This window comes from Bacillus sp. ISL-45 (assembly GCF_018613195.1).
Classification (GTDB): Bacteria; Bacillota; Bacilli; order Bacillales; family Cytobacillaceae; genus Mesobacillus.
Genome location: NZ_JAGGQQ010000006.1, coordinates 188001 through 211845 on the forward strand (window position 1 = coordinate 188001; position 23845 = coordinate 211845).

General features: G+C 42.0%; 22 protein-coding genes and 1 pseudogene. 5 read left to right on the forward strand and 18 right to left on the reverse strand.

The window, feature by feature from the left end; all coding sequences use genetic code 11:
- Positions 1 to 26: 26 nt before the first annotated feature.
- From J7E35_RS09160 to J7E35_RS09195, 8 genes are all read right to left on the reverse strand, one after another.
- Entirely contained in the window at positions 27 to 2348 is a 2322-nt protein-coding gene (locus tag J7E35_RS09160; RefSeq protein ID WP_214779064.1) for an AAA family ATPase, read from the reverse strand.
- A gap of 111 nt (positions 2349 to 2459) precedes the next feature.
- The gene (gene tlp / locus J7E35_RS09165) at positions 2460 to 2681 is read right to left on the reverse strand and encodes a small acid-soluble spore protein Tlp (RefSeq protein WP_214779066.1); all 222 of its coding nucleotides are present in this window, start codon (positions 2679 to 2681) and stop codon (positions 2460 to 2462) included.
- A gap of 134 nt (positions 2682 to 2815) precedes the next feature.
- Positions 2816 to 2959, reverse strand: a complete 144-nt coding sequence (locus J7E35_RS09170) for an acid-soluble spore protein N (RefSeq protein ID WP_023627804.1) — start codon at positions 2957 to 2959, stop codon at positions 2816 to 2818.
- A gap of 67 nt (positions 2960 to 3026) precedes the next feature.
- Positions 3027 to 3158: an FbpB family small basic protein gene (locus J7E35_RS09175; protein ID WP_144480839.1), complete on the reverse strand. Its 132-nt coding sequence runs from the start codon at positions 3156 to 3158 to the stop codon at positions 3027 to 3029.
- Between the two features lie 166 nt (positions 3159 to 3324).
- The gene (locus J7E35_RS09180; protein WP_214779068.1) at positions 3325 to 3846 is read right to left on the reverse strand and encodes a redoxin domain-containing protein; all 522 of its coding nucleotides are present in this window, start codon (positions 3844 to 3846) and stop codon (positions 3325 to 3327) included.
- A 467-nt stretch (positions 3847 to 4313) separates the two neighbouring features.
- Positions 4314 to 5363 (reverse strand): S-methyl-5-thioribose-1-phosphate isomerase, encoded by a 1050-nt coding sequence (gene mtnA / locus J7E35_RS09185; RefSeq protein ID WP_214779070.1) that lies wholly within the window; start codon positions 5361 to 5363, stop codon positions 4314 to 4316.
- A 154-nt stretch (positions 5364 to 5517) separates the two neighbouring features.
- Positions 5518 to 6078, reverse strand: coding sequence for a DUF3231 family protein (locus J7E35_RS09190; RefSeq protein ID WP_251040853.1), 561 nt, complete (start codon positions 6076 to 6078; stop codon positions 5518 to 5520).
- Between the two features lie 37 nt (positions 6079 to 6115).
- Positions 6116 to 7006, reverse strand: coding sequence for a LysR family transcriptional regulator (locus J7E35_RS09195; protein ID WP_214779072.1), 891 nt, complete (start codon positions 7004 to 7006; stop codon positions 6116 to 6118).
- A gap of 135 nt (positions 7007 to 7141) precedes the next feature.
- Here J7E35_RS09195 and J7E35_RS09200 point away from each other — a divergent pair, with 135 nt between their 5' ends.
- The gene (locus tag J7E35_RS09200; RefSeq protein WP_214779074.1) at positions 7142 to 8428 is read left to right on the forward strand and encodes an NCS2 family permease; all 1287 of its coding nucleotides are present in this window, start codon (positions 7142 to 7144) and stop codon (positions 8426 to 8428) included.
- Between the two features lie 140 nt (positions 8429 to 8568).
- On the opposite strand, the gene J7E35_RS09205 is transcribed toward J7E35_RS09200, so the two are convergent.
- The 3 genes from J7E35_RS09205 to acnA all read right to left on the reverse strand — a co-directional run bounded on the left by J7E35_RS09205 (position 8569) and on the right by acnA (position 13798).
- A complete protein-coding gene (locus J7E35_RS09205) occupies positions 8569 to 9438 on the reverse strand; it encodes a DMT family transporter (protein ID WP_214779076.1) in 870 nt (289 codons plus the stop codon).
- A 436-nt stretch (positions 9439 to 9874) separates the two neighbouring features.
- Complete coding sequence (locus tag J7E35_RS09210) at positions 9875 to 10423, reverse strand: hypothetical protein (protein ID WP_214779078.1); 549 nt, start codon at positions 10421 to 10423, stop codon at positions 9875 to 9877.
- Between the two features lie 666 nt (positions 10424 to 11089).
- Positions 11090 to 13798: an aconitate hydratase AcnA gene (gene acnA, locus J7E35_RS09215; RefSeq protein ID WP_214779081.1), complete on the reverse strand. Its 2709-nt coding sequence runs from the start codon at positions 13796 to 13798 to the stop codon at positions 11090 to 11092.
- Between the two features lie 332 nt (positions 13799 to 14130).
- Between acnA and sspO the strand changes: the two genes are divergently transcribed.
- A complete protein-coding gene (gene sspO / locus J7E35_RS09220; protein ID WP_214779083.1) occupies positions 14131 to 14280 on the forward strand; it encodes a small acid-soluble spore protein O in 150 nt (49 codons plus the stop codon).
- Between the two features lie 36 nt (positions 14281 to 14316).
- Here sspO and J7E35_RS09225 read toward each other — a convergent pair whose 3' ends face one another.
- Positions 14317 to 14574 carry a hypothetical protein gene (locus J7E35_RS09225; protein WP_214779084.1) on the reverse strand — a complete coding sequence of 86 codons (258 nt, stop codon included), beginning with the start codon at positions 14572 to 14574 and terminating at the stop codon, positions 14317 to 14319.
- A gap of 113 nt (positions 14575 to 14687) precedes the next feature.
- On the opposite strand from J7E35_RS09225, the gene J7E35_RS09230 reads away from it, so the two are divergent.
- Positions 14688 to 14831, forward strand: coding sequence for a small acid-soluble spore protein P (locus J7E35_RS09230; RefSeq protein ID WP_023614207.1), 144 nt, complete (start codon positions 14688 to 14690; stop codon positions 14829 to 14831).
- A gap of 73 nt (positions 14832 to 14904) precedes the next feature.
- Here J7E35_RS09230 and selA read toward each other — a convergent pair whose 3' ends face one another.
- The gene (selA, locus tag J7E35_RS09235; protein ID WP_214779086.1) at positions 14905 to 16311 is read right to left on the reverse strand and encodes an L-seryl-tRNA(Sec) selenium transferase; all 1407 of its coding nucleotides are present in this window, start codon (positions 16309 to 16311) and stop codon (positions 14905 to 14907) included.
- A gap of 122 nt (positions 16312 to 16433) precedes the next feature.
- Positions 16434 to 16622, reverse strand: a pseudogene (locus tag J7E35_RS09240) (Rdx family protein); the annotation flags it as partial.
- A gap of 141 nt (positions 16623 to 16763) precedes the next feature.
- On the opposite strand from J7E35_RS09240, the gene selD reads away from it, so the two are divergent.
- The gene (gene selD, locus J7E35_RS09245) at positions 16764 to 17864 is read left to right on the forward strand and encodes a selenide, water dikinase SelD (protein WP_214779088.1); all 1101 of its coding nucleotides are present in this window, start codon (positions 16764 to 16766) and stop codon (positions 17862 to 17864) included.
- A gap of 30 nt (positions 17865 to 17894) precedes the next feature.
- Here selD and J7E35_RS09250 read toward each other — a convergent pair whose 3' ends face one another.
- Both J7E35_RS09250 and J7E35_RS09255 read right to left on the reverse strand, forming a co-directional pair.
- Positions 17895 to 18839: an L-threonine 3-dehydrogenase gene (locus J7E35_RS09250; protein WP_214779090.1), complete on the reverse strand. Its 945-nt coding sequence runs from the start codon at positions 18837 to 18839 to the stop codon at positions 17895 to 17897.
- 66 nt (positions 18840 to 18905) lie between these two features.
- Positions 18906 to 20096, reverse strand: a complete 1191-nt coding sequence (locus J7E35_RS09255) for a glycine C-acetyltransferase (protein WP_214779092.1) — start codon at positions 20094 to 20096, stop codon at positions 18906 to 18908.
- 481 nt (positions 20097 to 20577) lie between these two features.
- Here J7E35_RS09255 and arcA point away from each other — a divergent pair, with 481 nt between their 5' ends.
- Positions 20578 to 21810 (forward strand): arginine deiminase, encoded by a 1233-nt coding sequence (arcA, locus tag J7E35_RS09260; protein ID WP_214779094.1) that lies wholly within the window; start codon positions 20578 to 20580, stop codon positions 21808 to 21810.
- Positions 21811 to 21856: 46 nt separating this feature from the next.
- Here the strand turns inward: arcA and J7E35_RS09265 are convergent, their stop codons facing one another.
- The gene (locus J7E35_RS09265) at positions 21857 to 22138 is read right to left on the reverse strand and encodes an AbrB/MazE/SpoVT family DNA-binding domain-containing protein (RefSeq protein ID WP_192472366.1); all 282 of its coding nucleotides are present in this window, start codon (positions 22136 to 22138) and stop codon (positions 21857 to 21859) included.
- A gap of 215 nt (positions 22139 to 22353) precedes the next feature.
- Positions 22354 to 23754 (reverse strand): LVIVD repeat-containing protein, encoded by a 1401-nt coding sequence (locus J7E35_RS09270; protein WP_214779096.1) that lies wholly within the window; start codon positions 23752 to 23754, stop codon positions 22354 to 22356.
- Between the last annotated feature and the right edge of the window lie 91 nt (positions 23755 to 23845).

The following is a 23845-nucleotide window of genomic DNA, read 5'->3' on the forward strand; positions in this document are numbered from 1 at the left end:
TATTCCCCTTTATTTTTCAAGAATTTTTATCCTATAAGTTTTTTTAAAGCCGCTTCAAAATCCTGTTTTTCCAGGTATAAAACATCCTCATCCAAATCCTCAAAATTATCGTGGTCAATCAATCGATATGCCTGGGATTGAATCGCTTCATCCACTAAGTTTGTGGCGAATCGCCCATTCCCTTTTATTTCTGTTTCTGAAAGTTGCTCAGACAAAAATGCTTCTGCTTCTGTACCCATTCTATATTGATACTTGCCAGCGTAGTTCCTGATGATGAGCAGCAAATCACCCACATTATAGTCAGGAAAGTGGAAAAACTTCTTGAACCGTGACCTGAGGCCAGGATTGCTTTCCAGCAGCATATCCATTTCAGCAGGATAGCCAGCAAGAATCACGACGAGATTTTCATTATGCCTTGTCATTTCATCGACAAGAGTATCAATAACTTCCTTGCCAAAATCACCCGAGCTTTGGCCAAGCAAAGAGTATGCCTCATCAATAAATAATACTCCTCCTAGTGCCTCACGGATTTTTTTCTTTGTCTTGATGGCTGTCTGTCCAACATAACCAGCGACAAAATCCGCTCGGCTGCTCACGATAAGGTGCCCCCTCTTCAACATGCCGCACTCCTTCAAAAGTTCTGCGTAAATCTTAGCTACAGTCGTTTTTCCTGTTCCCGGATTTCCGGTGAATACAGAGTGAAGCTGAATCGGCACAGCAGGCAGTCCTTTTTCCTTTCGCAGCTGCTGCATCTTTACGAAGGAGATCAGGGAGGTAACCTCTGCTTTTACAGTGTCCAATCCTACGAGTGCATTCAGTCTGTCGAGTGGTTTTTCAGTTGAAATATTTGCTGTAGCTTCAAAATCCTCTTTTTCCAATAAGGTATAGGTCGAAAAGTCATGTTCTTCACTTTGCCTTGATCCCTTTTTAAAAATCGCTTCCAACACAAGGTTGCGAACCGTCCTGGCATTTCCAAAGGTATCGTCGACTCTTTCCTTTTCGATCCGATCCGTAAGCTCAAGCTTTGCCGCTTCTGTCATGGCATAATCGTTATCCTGTGCAGCTTGCTCAGCGATTTGTAATAGCTCACTATTCGAATAATCAGGAAGATGAATTAAATTTGATTGAGGGAAACGTGATCTTAAACCTGGATTCGCATCAAGAAATTGTCTCATCTCCTCTGGATAACCAGCAAGAATCACGGCGAATTTACCGCCATACTCTTTCCCGGTCATTAAGGAAACGAGAGTATCAATAGCAGTTTGGCCATAATCATTCCCCGTCTGGCCTTCCCGCTTAAGACTGTAAGCCTCATCAATAAAAAGTACCCCACCCAGGGCTTGCTCGATGATCTTCCTGACATTTTCTTCTGTTTGTCCAACATAAGCCCCTACAAGCTGGGAACGGTCCGCCTCGATTATTTCTTCTCGCGGCAGTACTCCAAGCTGGTGATAAATTTTGGCGAGCAATCTTGCCAATGAAGTTTTCCCTGTTCCTGGATTTCCGGTCAGGACCATATTCAAGCTTTGATCATCCTTCGTTTGCAGTCCAAGTTCTTTCCGTTTTTGCTGATATTTCAAGAACCGGTAAAAATCATTCACTCTCTCCTTGACCGATTCAAGTCCTATCATTTTGTGAAGTTCAGCCAAAGGATCAATGTCAGATAGTTTTTGGCTTTCCGATTCCTCCGCAAATTCTTCTTCCCAGTTCAGCTTGATTCCTTCAAGGGTTTGCAGTCTTTTCTGCATTTCTTCAAAGTGGACAGCTGTGTGAAAAACGCCGGTAACCGACTCTTCATATAACTCAGTTGCTTTCAGGAGAGCTGCAGTCTCTTCTATTGCCTTTTCCAGCAAATTGGTCAGCCTGTTGAATTTAGCTTCAGCTTCAGAGCCTGTTTCAAGCTGCTGGGCTTGAAGGTCATCCAGCTCTTCTTCAGCATGTGACAGGAATTGCTGCGAAATATTTATGTACTGCTCTGCAGTTTTCTTTTTTAACGCCCGATTATCAGTTTCCCTGATCCGAGGGTACACTAGCTGGCCAAATAGGTTACCCTTATTTTTCCATTGATTACCTGACAGCAGGGATTTTGCTTTCTTGTTTGCTGTATCGTGTTCAATCGCCGTCCTTAACCACTCAAGGGCGAGAGAATCATACCCGTTTCGCTGGGCTCTCGATTGCGCAGCCAAAGTCAGGGTTTGAGACAGTTGCTTATGGTTTTCCATTTTTGACAGTTTCCTGATCGCGGTGATCAAACTGGCTTCATCCTGAATAAAACCTTTTGTATTTATCTCCTCTTCCCATAGCTTGATCTGTTCATCCATAGGAATTTGCTTTTTTTGTCGATCCATCTAAATCACTTCTTTATCTAAAGAGTTTTCGTTGTTTTAGTTTACATTCCGTATATTATCACATTTTCAACCAAACGGAAAAAGACCCGCCTGTTGACGGGTCCTTTGGATTTACTGCTGGTTATGCGCTTCATCCTTGATTTCAGCCCTGAAGGCATCGATACTCTCTCTGCGGCGCTCATTCTTTGTCTTGATTCTTTGCTGGTCTTCAGGACTGGAGTTGACCATTGCAGCTTCCGCATCTTCCATATTCTCAATCGTATGATGGATCATAGACTGCAGCTTTTCTACATTATCGCTTCGATCATCTGGCTTTGGTGTATTGTTTGCCATGGTAATGTACCTCCTTCTAAAAAGTACACCAATAGTATGCAACTAGTCATATCAATTATTAGCGGAAAACAGTGGATATCTTTTATTGGCAAAAATAAAGGCCCGCCAAATCATTGGCAGGCATATTCACTCGGTTATTCACCTTTAGTTTGTATTACCTGGGCATGTTCACCCGACTTATCATTCATCTTCTTCCCTTTATTGCCACTGAATCCACGCGGCTGAGTGCCAAGGTGGCTTGGAACATAATGCTTGCTGTCCCTTTTAGGATTGCTCATGTATATCCCTCCTCTAGAATAAGTTTCTCCTAAAGAAGAGGTATTCATAAATGGTAATGTATGATATTTACTCAGCCTTGCCCAAGTGTTTTTGCTCCAATTTAGCCTCGATCTTCTCGAGTGCATCACGGTCATTCAGAAGTTGGCGTTTATTTTCCATAACAAGCTCTTGAAAAGAACGCTTTCTAGGTTTTCTCATCGTGTTCACCATCCTTTGTCATCATTGTAACAGTTATTATGTCCGGAAACGGTTTCAATTATTACAACTTTTTGAAAATTTAATCGTATTTTATTCATACCCACTAATTTCGTGTATTGCCCATGCAATTTTTACCATAAAAAAACACCAGTAGACTGTACTGGTGTTACTTCATGAGTTCCTGCATTTGATCGTATGTCATCGAACCGATGTGTTTTTTTAAAATCAATCCCTGCTCATCGATTATAAATGTTGTAGGAATGGAAATGATCGAGTATGTTTGCTGTGTGGATCCATCATGATCAAGCAGTATAGGAAAGGTTAAATCATTATCCTTCACAAATGATTGTACATTGTTCTGGGGATCCAGATTGACGGCCAGAATTTCAACATCCTTCGACTTTTCTTTGTAAAATCGCTCCATCGCCGGCATTTCTTCTTTACAGGGCGGACACCAAGTAGCCCAAAAGTTCAGCATCACCTTTTTACCTCTGTAATCTTTCAAGCTTACCTCTTCACCGGCAAGGTTTTTCAATTTGAAATTTGGAGCTACCATCCCGGCATCAATTCCTGTTGCTGCTTTTGATGCTTCAATTGCTTGTGGTTCCTCGATTGTATAAAACTGCTGGAAAATGGCAAACAAAACCAGGCCAGCAAGAATACCAGCCGCAATCGCTTTTTTGACCATAGGAAAACCCCCTTCGGTTAATTTACAAGTAGGATATCCCAAGTATACAAAGATAATGAAAGTGGAAAAGTGAGAAAATTTGAGGATTATGTGAATTTTAATGAAGAACTGCACTCGCTCTGTTTTGTCCGAACCTCGGTCATCTTCGGACAAAATCAACCTGCACTCGCTCTGTTTTGTCCGAACCTGGGGCATCTTCGGACAAGATCACCTGCCACTCACGGAGTTTTGTCTGAACCTGGGTCCTCTTCAGACAAACTCAACCTGCACTCGCTCTGTTTTGTCTGAACCTAGGTCATCTTCGGACAAAATCAACCTGCACTCGCTCTGTTTTGTCCGAACCTGGGTCATCTTCGGACAAAATCAATCGACACACACGCTATTGTCTTAGAACTCTGCCCCATCTTAATCCAAACTATCCATGCGCAAAAAAAGCCAGGGAGTGCATCCCTGGCATACAACCATGCTTATTGTTCAAACAAACGTGGCAGTTCTTCGATGTAGTTTCCTCGCATGATTCCTTTTTCTGTAATGATTGCGGTTATTAAGTGATGTGGCGTTACATCAAATGCAGGGTTGAAAACCTTGACGCCTTCAGGTGCTGTTGATTTTCCAAAACCAGCAGTGATTTCTTCTGCTGCCCGTTCCTCAATAGGTATCTCATCACCTGTTTTTGTATCAAGATCAATTGTAGATAAAGGCGCAGCGACATAGAAAGGAATATTATGGGCTTTTGCAAGTAACGCGACACCATAAGTCCCGATTTTATTGGCTACATCTCCATTGGCTGCTACACGGTCACAACCTACGATGACTGCCTGGACCTTTCCCTGTTGCATGACCATGGCGGCCATACTGTCAGTGATAAGGGTAACATCGATTCCAGCCTGCATTAATTCCCACGCTGTCAGACGCGCCCCCTGGAGCAACGGACGGGTTTCATCCGCGTACACCTTTATATCCATTCCGCGTTCTTTAGCCAAATAGATTGGCGCAAGCGCTGTTCCATATCTTGCTGTGGCAATGCCACCAGCATTGCAATGAGTTAACACAGTCATGCCGTCTTTAAATAATGTTAAAGCATTCTCACCAATGGAATTGCAAACATTTTCATCCTCCTGGCGAATAAGATGGGCTTCCTGTTCCAGTAGCCTTTTTATTTCAGCTACAGGCTTAGAGCTTGATTGCTTAGCACATGTATCCATCCTCTTCAATGCCCAGAATAAATTGACTGCAGTAGGTCGAGATGTGGCAAGATAATCTGCTTTCTCTTTAAAAAACTCATAAAATGCATCATATTCACTTTCAGGGGCATGCTTGATGCCAAGGGCCAGCCCGTAAGCAGCTGCAATGCCAATTGCTGGAGCACCTCTTACTTTAAGCTGTTTAATCGCATCCCATACATCTTCAATATTCTTGATTTCAAGGAATTCTGTTTCCTGGGGAAGTTTTGTTTGGTCTAATATATATAGTTTCTCACCATCATACTTGACGGACTGTAAAAATGATTCTTCCATGGTGATCCTCCTTCTGGCTTTTAAGACAATTCTGAACTAAATATCATTTTATCAATTATAGGCTCCATGGCAAGTGAAAATTATTTTTAAAGAAATGTTTTTACCTTCAGCAAGAGTCGACACATACAAAAAGCAGCGCCAATTGACGCTGCTTTTACTGTTTACCGGTAATATAGTATGGTGGAACTCTTAACCATCCTTTTTCCTGCATAAGCGATTTAAATGTCAAAGAAAAGGTGATTTTCATCATATGGTATTTTGCAAATAAGTAACCAACATCCGACCTGACAGATTCAGTAATTCCCCTTGTTGCAGAAGTGATTCCGACTACAAGATTGTAAGCAATCAGATTGGCAATTTCCTCATCATTCATCTTTGCGCCTTCAGGAAGTCCCTGGTATTCACCGACCATCTTTTCCGCTCCAACGTCAGGGAGAGGGATTCCTTCATCCTTGAAAAACTGTGTTAATTCCTTGATCATTGGTCTGTGTACATTTTCGATGATATCCGTGATTTTTTCTTTGAGTTCAGGATCTTGCGCTAAATTATATGCGTGCTGATCGTAGCGGAGAGTTTGTTCGGTCCCATGGAGATAAAACCATAGATTCATTACTTCTCCAACATGTAATGGCTTTTTGTCACCGTCCATAAAAGGGACGAATGCATCCTTCATCACTTCAAGAAGATTCAAAGCATGGCACCTTCCTTTCTGCAAAAGAATTTGCAGTTATTATTGGAAGAATAAAACCCTTTTATTCATGACCGTTTTCAGTGATGCCAAGCCTGTGTTTTACCAACTCGATAAAATTTCTTGCCGGCCTGGAGAGGTGATGTTGTTTTAACCAGATCAGCCCTACAGATGAAACCAATTCAGCATCTGAAATATTACGGGCAAAAAGATCAGAGTATCCATATGATTGAAAAACAGATTCAGGAACAATTGTTGACCCAATACCTGAGGATACCATTTGCATTAGGACATTCATATCTGAGCATTCACAAATGACCTGAAGCGGCAGCTGTACTTTTGTAAAAGCGTCGTGGATTATATTGAAGCTGCCCAGTCCCTCTGTAGATGGAAGAATTAACGGGTAGTTGCTGATTTCTTTTATGGATATCTTGTCTTGTCCGTTTTGCCTGCAAACGAAAACGAATGATTCATTATATAAATGAAGGTAGTTTAGATCTTGATTGGCCAATGGAAGCCTGACCAGCCCCAGTTCAATTGTTCGGTTTTTTACAAGTTCAGCCAAGTAAGCCGAATCATTTTGTACAATTCGCAAATAGACTAGCGGAAAGGAGGAATGAAATGCTTCCAGCCATTCGGGAAATTCCGGCACAGATAGAGTGTTGATCCCAACTGATAAATTCCCCTTCCTCCCTTCATCCGTTTCCTGGAGTTCATTCTTCACTTCCTCAAAAGCATGGACAATGTTAAGTGCATGTCTATATAGCAGCTGACCCTTATCAGTCAATTCCAGCTTTTTTCCATGCCGCTCAACGAGCATCACTCCTAGTTCTTCTTCCATTTGTTTTAATTGTAGGCTTAACGGCGGCTGGGACATATGAAGTCTATGTGCTGCAGCAGTAATATTCTTTTCTTCGGCGATTGCGATGAAATAACGCATTTGTCTAATATCCATAAAAACTCCTTCTATTTAAAAAAGATATGATTTTAATATAAATTATATATTTTAAATATAACTCAAGTCTATGGTACGATATTTTCATTCGTTTCAAAACGGAAAAATTTATCTGTAAAAGAGAGAGGAGAAAAAATGGATAAATTATTTCAATTACAGGCACATGGTACAACGATTGGGAGAGAGTTATCTGCAGGCCTTATTTCCTATATCACAGTTGTATACATCATCATTGTCAACGCAACAATATTAGCAGCAGCAGGCATCCCGCTCGAAGCAGGGATCATCGCTACGATCCTTACCGTGTTCGCAGGCTGTTTGCTCATGGGATTCTGGAGTAACACTCCAATTCTAGTGATTCCGGGTATGGGGTTAAATGCGATGTTTACTTATACAATCGTGCAGTCGGGCGGTTTCGCATGGCAAGAAGCTCTTGCAATGGTTTTTGTATCTGGTATCCTGTTCATGCTATTAGCCTTCACTCCGCTCGCAAAAACAATCATTGCATCCATTCCTGACTCATTGAAAGAAGCAATCACAGTCGGTATAGGAATACTGTTGATCTTAATTGGTTTTGATAATAGCGGGATTATTACAAGCTCAGAGCATACCCTCCTAGAAATCGGGGATCTAAGCAGCTCAACTGCGCTAATCACATTGGTTGGTTTAATTGTCACAGTTGTTTTATTTATTAAAAATATTCCAGGCAATCTATTGCTCAGCATAGTTTTCACTTCTGTACTTTCCCTTCTTTTCGGGGACTTCGGAAGTGGTGGAGTTTCGTGGACCATGCCGTCTATTGGCGAGTATACAATGGTTTTCGGGCAGCTGTCATTTGCCCAGGCAGGTAATTTTGTTTTCTGGCTGACTGCCTTTTCTCTTGCAATGGTCGTCATTTTTGAAAACATCGGTCTGATCCATGGCCATACAAAAATGCTTAACCAGACTCAAAAAAGTAAGAAGGCACTCCAGGCTAATTCGATTTCGGTTGCCACTGCAGGGATTTTCGGCACGAGCCCAACAGTATCATCTGTAGAAAGTGCTGCAGGGATAGCGGCTGGGGGCCGAACAGGATTAACAAGCATTACTACAGGTGTCCTGTTCCTGGCTTCGATCGTGCTTATTCCTGTTATTAAAGTAGTCCCTGAAAGTGCGGTATCACCTGTATTGATTTTAATAGGAATATTGATGCTTCAGAATATAGCAAATATCAAGCTTGATGATTTAATGGAAAGCTTCCCAGCACTTTTGATTATTGTTCTGATCCCATTAACCTACAGCATTGCTGACGGGATGGCGATTGGATTTATCCTATACCCGCTAATAAAACTGCTGATGGGCAAAGGCCGGGAAATACAGCCTGCACTTTATATGATTGCTTTGCTGTTCCTTGGCAATTTCGTGCTGCAGTATGCACTTTAATACAATCAAAAGCCTCGAAAAACCCAAAACTGTTCGGTTTTGGGTAGCATAGGGCAATAATGACAAGACAAATGGCGCGGAAATTGTCCGCGCCATTTGTCTTATTGTTCGACCTTTTATTTGAGTGAAGATTCGCTTTCTCAGTCGGACTGCTTCACACTAAGTACAGTGATCGTAGCCAAGATAACCATCATTCCAACAAGTTGAATGGTGGTCAAATGATCTCCCATAATCAGTACGCCAAATAATGAAGCTGTCACTGGCTCTACCATAGCAACCATGGAAGCAGTTGTTGGGGCAGTCCTACGAATGCCAATCACATAAAATATAAATGACAATCCAGCACCCACGATCCCTAATAGAAGAAACCATCCTATGTCGCTTGACGTAGCCACAGCAGCTGCTTCCTCTTTGTCTGCGAAAAGAAAAAGGATGAGACATAATGAAAAGAATGCAATGGTTAATGTTGTCTGCGGCTTTCCGATAGACGAGGCATTTTTGAACCCAAATATAAATAATGCATAGGAAAGACCAGCAGCTAGCCCCGTTGTCACTCCTAGAAAACTCACTGAAACCGATTCGGTGTTGTAGGCACCTGTAAGCAGGGTAATGCCTATAAGTACACCTGCAATACACCCCCATTTAAACCAAGTTGAACGTTCTATTCGCAACAAAAAAGATATTAAGAGGACAAAGACAGGTGCCGTGTACATTAAAGTAGCAGCAACAGCAATGCTTGAAGCTTGAATACCCAGAAAATAAAAAGTGAAATTTCCAGCAACTCCAACACCCGCCAACAGGGACCAGATGTATAAGCGAGTGGAGAAAGTCCAATTTTGTCTAAAGTGAAAGAGAAACCAAGCAAAAAAACATATAAATCCAACAGCACCCCGGTATAGTGAAATCACAATAGGATCCCATCCCTTGGTCATTAAAATATCGGCAATTCCTCCACTAATTCCCCAGCATATTGCGGCTAGTATAACTAAGCCTACCCCTGCAAATTTCATCTTGTGCCCCCTTATAGTGGCTTGAATTTTTTGATCCCGCGCCCTTAATAACGAAAATTAAAGTGCAAACAGTTCTCTTTAAGCTCTCATCATCAATATATGTTTTAAAAAAGGTATTAACGATAATTCCCTTGTTTTCCAAACTAAAACCTAAGTCAGATTACATGAAGCAAGGACCGTATTCCCTAAAGGAATTTATGAAACAACAAAAGCATTGTCTGAGAAGAATTGAATCGGAAATAACACTCTAGGTAGAATAAACTTAAGGAAGAGGATATTACTGACATCGTTGAGACTGGTTAATGGTGATTATTTTGGATACGTAAAAAAAATAAAAATGGCGTGTCAAAACTGATGTCAGTTTACACGCCATTCTTATTGTCATTTATAAGTTATGCACCCAAGATCAGAAGGTTAAAAAAATCCCAAGGCGGTTTTAATTTGCTCTTTTGAGAACATGTGATGATGCGTTTGTATGAACGTTTGGTATGAACTTTGAAGCTTCCTGCAACAGATGGATTTGTGCCGCTTGCGCCTGGTCAACTGTCCCCATGCCATACATCTTCAAGGACTTCTCAAGTACAAGCATAGATTCATGACCGTTTACATAGTAGAGACTCTCACCAGCACGAGGGTAATAGGATTCAAGGGGTTTTATATTGGAGATGACATGATACTGTGCTTCTCCGTTTTGAGAGTACCCCGCGATCACAGCTTCAAAGGGCTGTCCATCTACCATTAGCGTGGGATTATTGATCAATAATTGAATTGATTCAGCCATTTTCTTAAGACTGAACCCTTGCATAACAAGAGTTTCAGCAGCGCTGATGGCCATCATGGCATATTCTTCATCACCAGAGTAAGCAATTACGGCTGTATTTGGTATTAACTCTTTAAATCTGATATCATCGAGTTTCTGATGAATCCCATAATCCGTTACCAATGAAATAAAATCCTCTCTTGCTACTATTGATACAAGGCCCATAAAAACCACTCCTTATATTCCATCATCTACCTTAAACATACCTCTTTGGGAGTAAATATCAATAGGAGAAGTTGTCGACTCATCAGAAGTTTTCGCGGATTTTGTAAGATTAGTGAATGAGGAGAATTTTACAAGCTTAAAGTAGTCTAGGAAGGTAAATTTAGTCATCATTTTACTCTATCAATAGCTTTAACAGGTCCAAGAAACCAACATCGACAACGGGTGAAAAGCTGTCATGAATAACCCATTATCTTGACAGGTTCAGTTCCTTCAGATGAAAAGCTGTCATGAATTACCCATTATCTTGACAGCTTTAGCCCAACAGGCAAAAAGCTGTCATGATTTACCCATTTTCTTGACAACTTTTGCTCTATCAGGTAAAAAGCTGTCATGATTTACCCATTATCTTGACAGGTTCACCCCATCCAGATGAAAAGCTGTCATGAATAACCCATTATCTTGACAGCTTTAGCCCCATCAGGCAAAAAGCTGTCATGAATTACCCATTATCTTGACAGCTTTAGCCCCATCAGGCAAAAAGCTGTCATGAATAAGCCGTGATTTTTTTCAGGTCTTATACCGAATTAAAGGCAATGATTTTGTGCACTACAATACACAAAAACCCCCTGGTCCGCTTAAGGATTCAGGGGGGTTATTTTTATTATTTTACGCTTTTAATTTATCACGAAGAACCATTTGCAGGATCCCGCCGTGACGGTAGTAGTCGATTTCGACTTCTGAATCGAAACGTACAAGAGCTTCGAAAGTCTTCTTGTTGCCGTTTTCGTCAGTTGCTGTCACAGAGATGATGTCGCGTGGGCGAACCTTTTCATCAATCTGCACATCGAATGATTCTCTTCCTGTCAGGCCAAGAGTTTCTGCGTTTTCACCAGCTTTGAATTGAAGTGGCAGTACGCCCATCAATACAAGGTTAGAACGGTGGATACGCTCGAAGCTTTCAGCGATAACAGTTTTGATTCCTAATAGGTTAGTACCTTTTGCAGCCCAGTCACGGGATGATCCCATACCGTAATCTTTTCCTGCGATAACCATTAGACCAGTGCCTTGCTCTTTGTACTTCATGCAAGCATCAAAGATGGACATTATTTCGTTCGTTGGCCAGTAAGTCGTGAAGCCGCCTTCTGTGCCAGGAGCGATTTGGTTCTTGATACGGATGTTTGCGAATGTACCACGCATCATGACTTCGTGGTTTCCACGGCGTGAACCGTATGAGTTGAAGTCACGAGGCTCTACACCCTTTTCACGCAGGTATTTTCCAGCTGGTGTATCTTTTCCTATCGCACCTGCAGGAGAAATATGGTCAGTTGTAACAGAGTCACCGAACTTGCCGACAATACGAAGGCTGTTCAATGGAGCAACTTCCCCAGCCTCTGGAGTCAAGCCTTCAAAGAATGGCGGGTTTGCAATATAAGTTGAGTCATCATCAAATGTGTAAAGTGGATCGCTGTTTGTTTGGATCTCGTTCCACTTCTCATTGTCAGTGAATACTGTTTCATACTCCCTGCGGAATAGTTCTGGAGTAACAACGCGGTGAACGACTTCGTTCACTTCTGCAGTTGATGGCCAGATATCCTTGAAGAATACATCGTTGCCATTCTTGTCTTTACCGATAGGATCATTCTGAAGGTCGATGTCCACAGTACCTGCAAGAGCATATGCAACAACCAATGGCGGTGAAGCCAGGTAGTTAGCTTTTACGAGCGGGTGGATACGGCCTTCAAAGTTACGGTTACCAGAAAGGACAGAAGTAACTAGAAGGTCGCTTTCAGCAACAGACTTTTCAATTTCCGGCTTCAATGGACCAGAGTTACCGATACATGTAGTACATCCATACCCAACAAGGTTGAACCCTAGTGTTTCAAGGTAAGGAAGCAATTCAGAATCACGAAGGTATCCAGTAACAACCTTTGATCCTGGTGCCAATGAAGTCTTGACGAACTTAGGAACTTCCATTCCAAGCTCAACAGCTTTCTTGGCAACAAGGCCTGCACCTACAAGTACGTATGGGTTCGATGTATTTGTACAGCTAGTGATCGCAGCGATGGCGATTGCACCAGTCTTCATTGTCGTTTGATCACCATTAGCGAACTCAACAACAGCTTCTTTATCGATTTCTTTCTTGTCTAAGCCAAATCCCTGGTTTCCTGCAGGAGCAGTCAATGCTTCCTTGAAGGACTTTTGCATATCTGATAGCGGGATCAAGTCCTGTGGACGCTTAGGGCCGGAAAGGTTAGCTTCGATTTCTGAAAGGTTGATTTCTACAACATCAGTATAAACTGGCTCCAATGCAGGATCGAAGAATAGTCCGTTCTCCTTGCAGTATGCCTCAACCACTTTAATGTGATCCTCCGTGCGTCCAGTTAATCGCATGTAATCCAATGCTTCTCCGTCAACCGGGAAGAAACCGCAAGTTGCGCCGTATTCTGGTGCCATGTTGGCAACAGTCGCACGGTCAGCAAGTGGAAGTGTGACAACGCCAGGTCCGAAGAACTCGACGAATTTACCAACAACGCCTTTGCTGCGAAGAACCTGAGTCACTTTTAATGCAAGGTCAGTTGCAGTAGCGCCGTTCGGCATATCTCCTACTAATTTAACACCTACTACTTCTGGAACCGGGAAGTATGAAGGCTGGCCAAGCATTCCAGCTTCTGCTTCGATACCGCCTACGCCCCATCCAAGAACACCAATACCGTTGATCATAGTAGTATGAGAGTCAGTACCTACCAATGAATCAGGGAAAGTTTCAAATTCGCCATCTGCATTTTCAACAGCATGGACAACGCTTGCAAGGTACTCAAGGTTAACCTGGTGCACGATACCTGTTGCTGGCGGAACAGCACGGTAGTTATCGAAAGCTTTCTGTGCCCAGCTCAAGAACTGGTAACGTTCAGCATTACGTTCGAATTCAAGCTCCATGTTTACATTAAGCGCGTCTGGAGTTCCGTATTTATCAACCTGTACAGAGTGGTCGATTACAAGATCAACCGGCTTCTCTGGATTGATTTTTTGTGGGTCTCCACCCATGTCAGCCATTGCTTTTCTTAGGGAAGCAAGGTCAACAACTGCAGGTACACCAGTGAAGTCCTGAAGAATGACACGTGAAGGCTTGAAAGGCACATCCACTTCTTTCACTTCGCTAGTTCCCCATTTTGCTAGATTTTCAACATGCTCTTTAGTGATTACAAAGCCATCATGCTGGCGAAGCACGGACTCAAGCAATACCTTAACAGAGTAAGGCAGTTTTGATACATTGCCGATTCCAGCCTTTTCTAGTGCTGCCAGGCTATAGTAATGATAGCGTTTCCCGTCAACTTCAAATGAACTGCGGGCGTTAAAAACATCTTGGTTTGACATATGTTTACCCCCTTCTTCTACGTAAACATCATAAACTAAATAAAAGTAATTGTCGAAAAGTTTGAATCTTGTATCCCATCCTAACTTTTCTCACAATTTCATATTAATATAACCTTGTGTATAAGTAAATAACAAGAAAGTTATTGCGGTTGATAAGTTTTTCTTATTATAAAAATCATATACATGATTAAAATAATCTTAATGGGATTTTATCAAAGAAGAATTCCTGGTCTATTTTACTCCGCTTGAATCGAAAACTATTTTACAAAAATGAAAAGGTCGGATTGTGCAAGGCTGAATGGGAAAAAATATGTCAGATGGAGGTGAATTTTATGGTGAAAAGAAAAGCAAATCATGTTTTTCCAGGTGCTAATGCTGCAAAAGCTCAAGGCAACGGTGCAGGGTTCAACGAAGAAATGGCTAACGAACCATTATCTGAACTGGAAAAACAAAATAATAAGAAACGAAAAAAGAATCAATAAAATCACAAAAGCGGAAGGCCTCTTCCGCTTTTACTATTACTCCATGTTTACTTCTTTTACAATGCTTTGCAAGTCCTGCTGGAACCTTTCAAGCTGCGCACGTTGATGTTCAGATGCGTTTTCAAGAGCATTTTCGATTTGCTGGAATGCTTCATTCACTTCATTTTTAAGATGCTTTAGCTGGTGACCATAGCTTGCGCTGTCCCGGACAATTTCCGAGTACAGCCCTTGTGCGTCTTCGAAGCCTTGCTGTGCTGCCTGAAAGGCTTGCTGTTTATCTTTATTATAAGGCATGTGTGATTCCTCCTGATGTAATAAATCTATACCGTTAAATTGCTCATTTACAAGTAATTTATTCAGTATAAATTCGCTTGAAAATCCAATCCTAAAGTCAGGAGGGATGAGCAATGAACAAAAATGATTCCAAGGATATGCGCAAAAATGCTCCTAAGGGTGATCAAGACAGCCAGCCTGCTCCATTAAGCGGATCAAAAAAGGTTAAAAACCGAAACCATACTCGTCAAAAACATAACTCACATCACGACATGTAAATGCTTAAGCCGCTTCTGCCGAACAAACCAAAAGAAAGTAAGGTCTGCCAGTAAAAATGGCAGGCCTTACTTTCTAAATTAGTTTAAACGCATCCAAAAGAAATCTTTCTTCTTTAACTGTAACCGTCCGAAGATCGACATTAACCTCTTCTTTTTGTATCCGTACAACGATTGCCGGTGAATATTCCGTCCTTAGCTTTCTGGCAATATGTTCAGCGCTGACCTCCGGATGGCTGACCGAGACTAGATACGTGGGCAGCTGGACATCAGGCATTGTCCCGCCTCCGACCTGGCTAGTTCCTTCAGTCACAACAGCTTTTAGCTCACCCACAAAAGAATTAATTTCCTGGGCAAAGCGCTCCGATCTTCCTTTAAGTTCATCTGCGGGAGCAAGTAAGTCTCTTAGTGTCGGAATATTGAATAACCCCTGCTCTCCCCTTAGATAATCCATTAAAGTACCCTCTAGTGCCGCTAGTGTCATTTTATCGACTCGAACTACTCTCGCCAGCTGGTGTTTCTTTAACTTATCAATCAGTTCTTTTTTCCCGGCGATAATACCAGCCTGTGGTCCTCCGAGCAGTTTATCTCCGCTGAAGGATACAATGTCGGCCCCCATTTTAAGCACTTCACCGACAACGGGTTCTTCCCCAATCCCATGGCGAGTGAAATCATAAAGAACACCGCTTCCAAGATCTTCGTAAAAAATAACCTGATTGTGCTTACCAGATAGTTGGGCCAATTCATTTGTTTCAACTGTTTTTGAAAATCCATATATTTTGAAATTGCTCGTATGAACCTTCAGGATCATCGCAGTATTGTCTGTAATCGCATGCTCATAGTCATATAAATGTGTTTTGTTGGTTGTCCCAACTTCCACTAAATGAGCTCCGCTTTCTTCCATAATAGAAGAGATCCGGAATGAGCCCCCGATTTCAACAAGCTGCCCACGTGAAACAATGACATCTTTGTTTTTGGCGAGTGCACTCATGATTAAATAAACAGCTGCTGCGTTATTATTGACGACCATCGCTGCTTCAGCGCCGGTGACTTGTTTAACAAGGTTTTCAACATGGCTGTGCCTGGATCCACGCTCACCTTCCTTAAGCTTATACTCAAGGTTGGAATAATTCCTCGCGGTTTCTACCACATGCTTCACTGCACTCTCACTCAACCGTGCCCTTCCAAGATTCGTATGTAAAATGGTCCCTGTTGCGTTAATGACCCTTTTAAGTGTATAGTCAAATCTTTCTGTTGCTGATGAATCGATCAAATTAAAAAGCTCGTCAATAAACAGATTGGTGCCAGGCTCTGGACCACTCCATTTATCGCTGACAATTTCTTTCCTGATTTTATTTAAAACATCTTTGATGATGTCTGTGAAACGTTCTCCGTCTGCATCATGCTTCTTGATTAAATCAAGAAACCTGGAATCCTTCTGTAATTCATGGACAGCAGGAAGCTGCCTTAATAATTGTTTCAAAATCTATCTCCCCCACCACGGTTGTGCATTCATTAATTATATCATTATTGCCCATATAAAAGTTTTTTCAAAACGGTGAACTTGAATGGTATGAAAAAAGCCCGGCTAAAAAAGCCAGGGCATTAATTCATTGCTTCCATTTTTTTGATGATTTCGTCTGAATCAGGAAAAACACCTGTATCAAGTTTTGAATAAATTGTCTGGCCATTTATAGTAACTTCAAAAGCTCCCTTTGAAGCCGGAATCAACTCCATCTTTTCAATTCGGCTTCGAAAATGAGTGAATAACTCTTCCGCGAAACTCGCGGCTTTTGGTGCGTAGTTTCATTGCATGCAAAATTGGATGGTTACCTGAAAATTCTCCATTATTGAATCCCCCTGTATAACTATATATTATATTTATTGTCATTTTAGTGTAAAGTCAATGTCAGTGCAAATAATAATAGCTTAAGGATGATTTTAAAAACAAGAAAGAGTATACTTTTTGTGGAGGTGATCAGGTTGAGTGAACACGAGAAAATCCGTTTGACTTCACTATCAACAAAGGCTGGCTGAGGATGCAAAATCAGTCCCGAGGACTTGACGCAAGTTTTGCGTCTATTGCCAGAACAGGATTATGTTCCTGAATTGCTTGTCGGACATGAGACTTCCGATGATGCAGGTGTATATAAACTTACAGAAGATATCGCCCTGATTCAAACAATAGATTACTTCACCCCTGTAGTGGATGATCCATATATGTTTGGACAGATTGCTGCCGCCAATGCACTAAGCGATGTCTACGCAATGGGCGGCGAACCTAAAACAGTCCTTAATATGGTGGGATATCCTATCAAAAAGCTTGGTCCGGATATGCTCGCTGAAATATTAAGAGGTGCCAGTGACAAAGTGAAGGAAGCTGGAGCAGTGACGGTTGGCGGTCATTCAATTGATGACCAGGAACCTAAATTCGGCTTATCTGTAACTGGGCTTGCCCACCCTGGTGCCATCTGGAAAAATATCGGTGCAAAACCAGGTGATGTGCTTGTTCTTTCAAAACCAATCGGTGTTGGAATCCTGACGACAGGAATCAAGCGCAACGCAGTAACTGCTGAACAAGAGCGGGAAGTGACCGAAACTATGGCTTTACTGAACAAGTCTGCTGCAGCTGCGCTGAAAGACTTTACCCCCCACGCCGTAACCGACGTCACAGGGTTCGGCCTGCTTGGGCATGGTAGCGAGATTGCACGTGGCAGCAATGTCAGCTTTGAGATTTCTTTATCGGATGTACCTGTATTAGATGGTACATATGAGTTGGCTGCAAGAGGAGTCGTGCCTGGAGGCTCAAAATCCAACCATAAATGGCTGGATGGCGATGTGGAGTATGAAGATATTTCTACAGAAGAGCAATTAGTACTCTGTGATGCAATAACTTCTGGAGGACTACTTGTTGCGCTTCCTGAAAACGAAGCTGGTAAGTACGTGGAAGCCTTGAAGAATAAAGGGCTTGTTCATGCAGCTATAGTCGGGAAAGTCATAGAAAAGCAGGATAAACTAATCTATGTGAAAAGGTGAAATCAATGAGATTTCACCTTTTCCTTTTATCTATAGCTTTGCTTTTAATTTTTCCAGCATGTCAGCAGTCATACTTGAAAGATCATATTTCGCTTTGAAACCCCACTCTTCAGCTGCAGCTGATGCATCAATGGAGTTTGGCCAGCTGTCCGCGATTGCCTGGCGTACAGGGTCGACATTATAGGATATTTCAAATCCAGGAATATGCTTCTTAATTTCCGCTGTCAGTTCCTCTGGATCAAAGGTCATTGCCGTCACGTTGAAAGCATTTCTGTGAATCAGCTTTGAAGGATCAGCTTCCATCAGATCGATGATCGCTCCAAGCGCATCAGGCATATACATCATGTCCATATAAGTACCTTTATCTATATATGAGCTGTATTTCCCATTTTTGATTGCTTCATAGTAAATTTCAACGGCATAATCAGTTGTACCTCCGCCTGGAGGGGTTACATAGGATATCAACCCAGGGAACCTGACACCCCTTGTGTCTACTCCGAAACGGTGGAAATAGTAATCCGCCAGCAGTTCTCCGGCAACCTTGTTGACACCATACATTGTGGTTGGACGCTGAGTTGTGTCCTGAGGTGTTTTGTCTTTAGGCGTATTCGGCCCGAATGCCCCAATGGAGCTTGGCGTGAAAAACTGCAAATTTAGCTCTCTTGCCGTTTCAAGAGCGTTCATCAATCCGCCCATGTTAAGGTTCCAGGCAAATACCGGCTTTGTTTCAGCCGTCGCAGATAGCAATGCTGCCATATGCATGATGGTATCGACTTCATATTTCTTGGCCAGGTCGGCCATTTTATTTGCATCCATGACATCAAGGATCTCGAATGGACCGCTCGCTGCAGCAGCTGAATCGGTTTTCCTGATGTCCGTCGCGATTACATTATCCTGCCCGTAAATGTCACGTAGTTTAACTGTCAATTCAGAGCCAATTTGGCCAAGCGCGCCAGTGATCAAGATTTTTTTCATTCTATGTATTCCTCCCGTTATCCCCCAAAAATAAAGCCGGCTTGTTAATCAAACCGGCCTATTCAATTAAATAATTTCTAATTCCTTGCCTACTTTTTCATAAATTGAAATGGCATTGTCTAGCATTTCCTTCGTATGTGCCGCCGAAGGCATATTCCTTACACGGCCAGTTCCGCGGGGTACGGTAGGAAATACGATTGACTTAGCGTACACTCCCTCTTCGTACAGCCTTTTGCTGAACTCTTGTGTCTTGACTTCATCCCCTATGATACATGGGGTGATTGGCGTTTCAGAATGGCCAATGTCGAAACCAAGCTTTTGCAGTCCATCCTTCAGATAGTTTGCATTGTCCCATAGACGCTCGTTCAATTCTGTACTGTCCATCAGGATTTCAATGGCTTTAATGCTGGCTGCAACATCGGCCGGAGTGAGCGAAGTCGAGAAAAGGAATGGACGGCTTCTTACTTTCAGCCAGTCAATTAAATTTTGTTTACCAGCTACATAGCCTCCGACTACACCAATAGCCTTCGATAAAGTCCCGATCTGGAAATCGACTTTATCTGAAAGGCCGAAATGCTTAACAGTTCCAGCACCTTCACCCAATACACCTGAACCGTGTGCATCATCCACATATGTAATAAGGTCGAATTCTTCTGCGATTTCAACAATTTCCGGAAGTTTTGCGATGTCACCGTCCATAGAGAACACGCCGTCAGTGATAACCATGATTTTATTGTATTGGCCTGACTCCTTCGCTTCCTTCGCTTTTGCACGAAGGTCTTCCATGTCTGAGTGATTGAAGCGGATGATCTTAGCTCTGGATAAACGGCACCCATCAATGATTGATGCATGGTTCAATTCATCAGAAAGGATGGCATCATTTTTATCCATTACTGCTGAAATGGCAGCCATATTGCACATGAATCCTGATTGGTATGCAATCGCAGCTTCTGTCTTTTTGAATTTCGCCAGTATTTCCTCAAGTTCTATATGCAGCTTGAGTGTACCGTTGATTGTCCGTACTGCACCTGCCCCCACTCCAAATTTAGCAATGGCTTCATCAGCAGTCTTTTTCAATCTCTCATCTGTCGCAAGGCCAAGGTAATTATTAGAGGAAAGGTTGATCATTTCTTTCCCATTAATGGTTATGACTGGTCCATTAGGGCTTTCAAGCGGGTCGATAACATTATATAAACCCTTCCCTTTTAAATCCTTCAGGTTCTCATTTAAAAACTGATCCAATGTTTTACTAGACATCGTAAATCCCCTTTCTGCCGTCACATTTGGCATGTCATTATATTGGATACATCTGTATTTCTGGAGAGGACAATGAATTAGCCTCTTTTTCCATAATTCATGTATGTTCACAAAATATACTTTATCATATTTATTTTATTTGTACATCTATGAAGGACAGAAAACGCTTTCTTTTTTTACCTGTTTATTTTCCCCTATTTTTCGTCACAATGCATGATATTTTGTGAACTGCCCTTACAATGAAGACAAGGTTTTTAATTAACCTTAACATTGGCTTTTAAAAGGGGTTTTCTGGACTTTAGGCAAAACTTTAGTCAGGGGAATTCTTAAATTAGGTTTGAAAGTTTATTTAAGGGTATAGAAAAGGGAGCCATTCTGCAGGCAAGCAGTCTGGCGGGGGCAGTGAAATTTGAGTTCTACATAATAATCACTTCCTCCTTATTTCATAGAGAAATAGATACTGAATATGGAGGCTGCATATATGAAATACCCTTTGAATGTAACATCTGAAATTGGCGAGTTAAAATCCGTGGTCCTTCACCGGCCAGGAAAGGAAGTCGAAAATCTTACACCTAAGTACTTAGAGAGACTTCTTTTTGACGATATCCCTTATTTACCCGCCGTCCAGAGAGAACATGATTATTTCGCTGATGTATTAAGAAACCGCGGGGTTGAGGTTCTTTACCTGGAAAAACTAATGGAAGAAGCACTGAATACTGAAGAAATCCATCAACAGTTCATCGATCAAGTATTGAACGAAAGCAAAAGCAACTTGAATGGCTCAAGGCAAACGGTTGAAGAGTATCTTCATTCTCTTTCAACTGATGAAATGATTCGAAAAGTCATGTCTGGAGTTCTTAAATCAGAAATCGAGCAAGAAAAAAAATTACATTTACATGAGCTGCTCGATGATTACTACCCATTCTTTCTTGATCCAATGCCAAACCTTTATTTTACTAGGGACCCGGCAGCTGTAATTGGAAATGGCATCTCTCTTAACAGAATGTGTGAAGGTGCAAGAAAAAGAGAATCGTTGTTCATGGACTTTATCATTAAACACCATCCACGGTTCACCAATCATGATATTCCGCACTGGTATGATCGTGATGAATATTATCCATTAGAAGGCGGAGATGAGCTGGTACTCAGTCCTGAGGTAATTGCGATTGGGGTTAGTGCAAGAACGTCCGCGCAGGCAATTGAAAAATTGGCGAAACGAATCTTTTCAAGAAACAACACTATTAAAAAAGTAGTTGCTGTTGAGATCCCTAAATTAAGAGCCTATATGCACCTAGATACTGTTTTTACCATGGTGGACCACGAGAAGTTCACGATCCATCATGCTATTGAAGGACCTAATGGAAATATGAAAATCTATATTCTCGAAAAAGGAATGGATCCTGACAAGCTGAACATTTCGGAGCGCTCCAATTTAACTGAAACACTGAAGGAAGTGCTGAGCCTGCAGGAGCTCGTATTAATCCCATGCGGAGGGGGACATGAAATCGCAGCGGCCCGCGAGCAATGGAACGACGGCTCAAATACTCTGGCTATTGCCCCAGGTGTAGTCGTCACATATGACAGAAACTACGTCTCGAATGACTTGTTGCGCAAAAATGGCGTGGAAGTAATTGAGATTCCAAGCTCGGAGCTATCAAGAGGACGCGGCGGCCCGCGCTGCATGAGCATGCCTATCTACCGAAAAGACTTGTAAATCAAAAAGCAGTCCTGGAAAAGCAGGACTGCTTTACATGTATATTCTAGTTGGTTGCCAGGTAGCTTTGCAGCTCTTTGATTAACTGCTCAGCTCCTTCTTTGCTTAAGACGATCCTTCCATCTGCCAGTGACATATTATCATTGCTGATTGTACCGGTTATGAGGCAAGTCAAATCTGGCTGATATTTCTTCAGGATAATCATATCCTCATCAACAAATATTTCGAGCGGATCACTTTCACCGATGCTCAGTTTTTTCCTAAGCTCCATCGGAATGACCACTCTGCCCAGCTGATCTGTTTTCCTCACAATTCCTGTAGCCTTCATAAAGCATCCTTCCCTTCTAAAAAGTATGGGATGTGGATGTCAGTTCTTTGAATAAATTCTAGCCCAATACAATTATAGCAAAACAAGGCATTATTTTACATTTAAAATGTGTCAGTTTTGGTTCTGCAACCAGCGTTTACTCCAGGAAATATGATTAATCAATCTATATGAATTGAAAAAAAAAGAGCACGCAATGGTTGCGTGCTCTCCCCGCACTATTCCATACCGTGTGTTGCAGCGGAAGAACTGTTGTTCTTAAGCAATACTTTCAATCCTGATCCAATATCAGAGGCAAGAATGTAATTCCTGTCAACAAACACTCCCCATACATCACTTTGTTCTGGAACATACTGTCCAACCTGAACAGGATTTGCAGGATCTGTTATATCCACCGCATATACTCCTCCTGCATAATGGGACAAGTACAATGTGTTTCCATGGACTTTAGGATCGTGGACCGTGTTTGCGAACGTAACACCATCCTCAACCTTATCAACTAAATCAGTTTTGAACTCACTTAACAATTTAGGATTCATTTTATCCTTTATATCGAAAATCCTTGTGTAACCATAGGATTGTTCATAGCCTGATTTCGTAGGATTATAGACTTCCCTGGTCTCAATCAGTACGTTGCCTCCTTTAGCCAGGGTTGCCGAGTGTGCGGACCCCTGCTGGTCGGAACTGAAATCTGTACGTCCCAGGTATTGAGGGTTTTCAGGATTGCTGATGTCAAAAATGACTGTTCCCAAATCCCACATGGAGACATAGGCATACTTTCCGGTTTCATCTATCATCGTGCTGTGGTTGAATACTGAACGGGTTTTTCCGTCAGGAGATTTCCAATGGTAACCGTTAAAATCGTCCGGAATTTCTTCAAGCATTCTTGGATCGAATTCCCATAGTTTTTGAGGGTTGGCAGGGTCGCTGACATCCACGACCTGGAAGTCCTTCTCCTCCCCATGGCTATAATAGTCTGCATAAGGATTGGCAGCAAGTACGATTGCGCGGTTCCCCTGCATCGTTAAGTATAATTCATGTGTTCCATTTGTCTTTTTCGTAACTTCATAGAATCCTAGCTTCTTTGGTTCTGTAGGGTTTGTAACGTCATAAAGCAAGAATCCGCCTTTTGAGTCAGGGTTATTACGGCTAAGCTGCTGGACACTCACTACGGCAAGATCACCTTTAAACGATGGAGTGTTGACGCTTTTTACGATTACTTTTTCCTGCCAGGTTCCAGGGATATCATTATTGGCAAAAACAGCAACCTCTTCAGGATTTGACGGATCCTTCATATCAAATACCCTTACCCCGCCATTTCCGCCATTTTTTGTGTGTGTTCCAAGATAGGCATATCCTTTATGTGCATAGACATCTGCAAAGCTGTTCTGCTTTCCGTCAGCTCTTACCGTCTCCATTTCAGGATCGGCTGCTTCATGTAAAAATTGAAGGTTTTTGCTGCCCTCCATTACCGGGACAGAAACGTTGCTATATCCAGCCCTCTCTCCTTTTTCAATATTGACATCACCAAGTTCGTCGTGGGCAAGGACATTGAATGGGACTGAAGAGACCGTCAAGGCACCAGCTAGAATCAGACTAGATAACAACCGTTTTTTCATTGTATAAACCTCCTTCTATGTATTGAATAACAATATAGCAGAGGTGTAAACTCGGCTTCAATTAATAAACTGTATATTATGTAAATTCAGT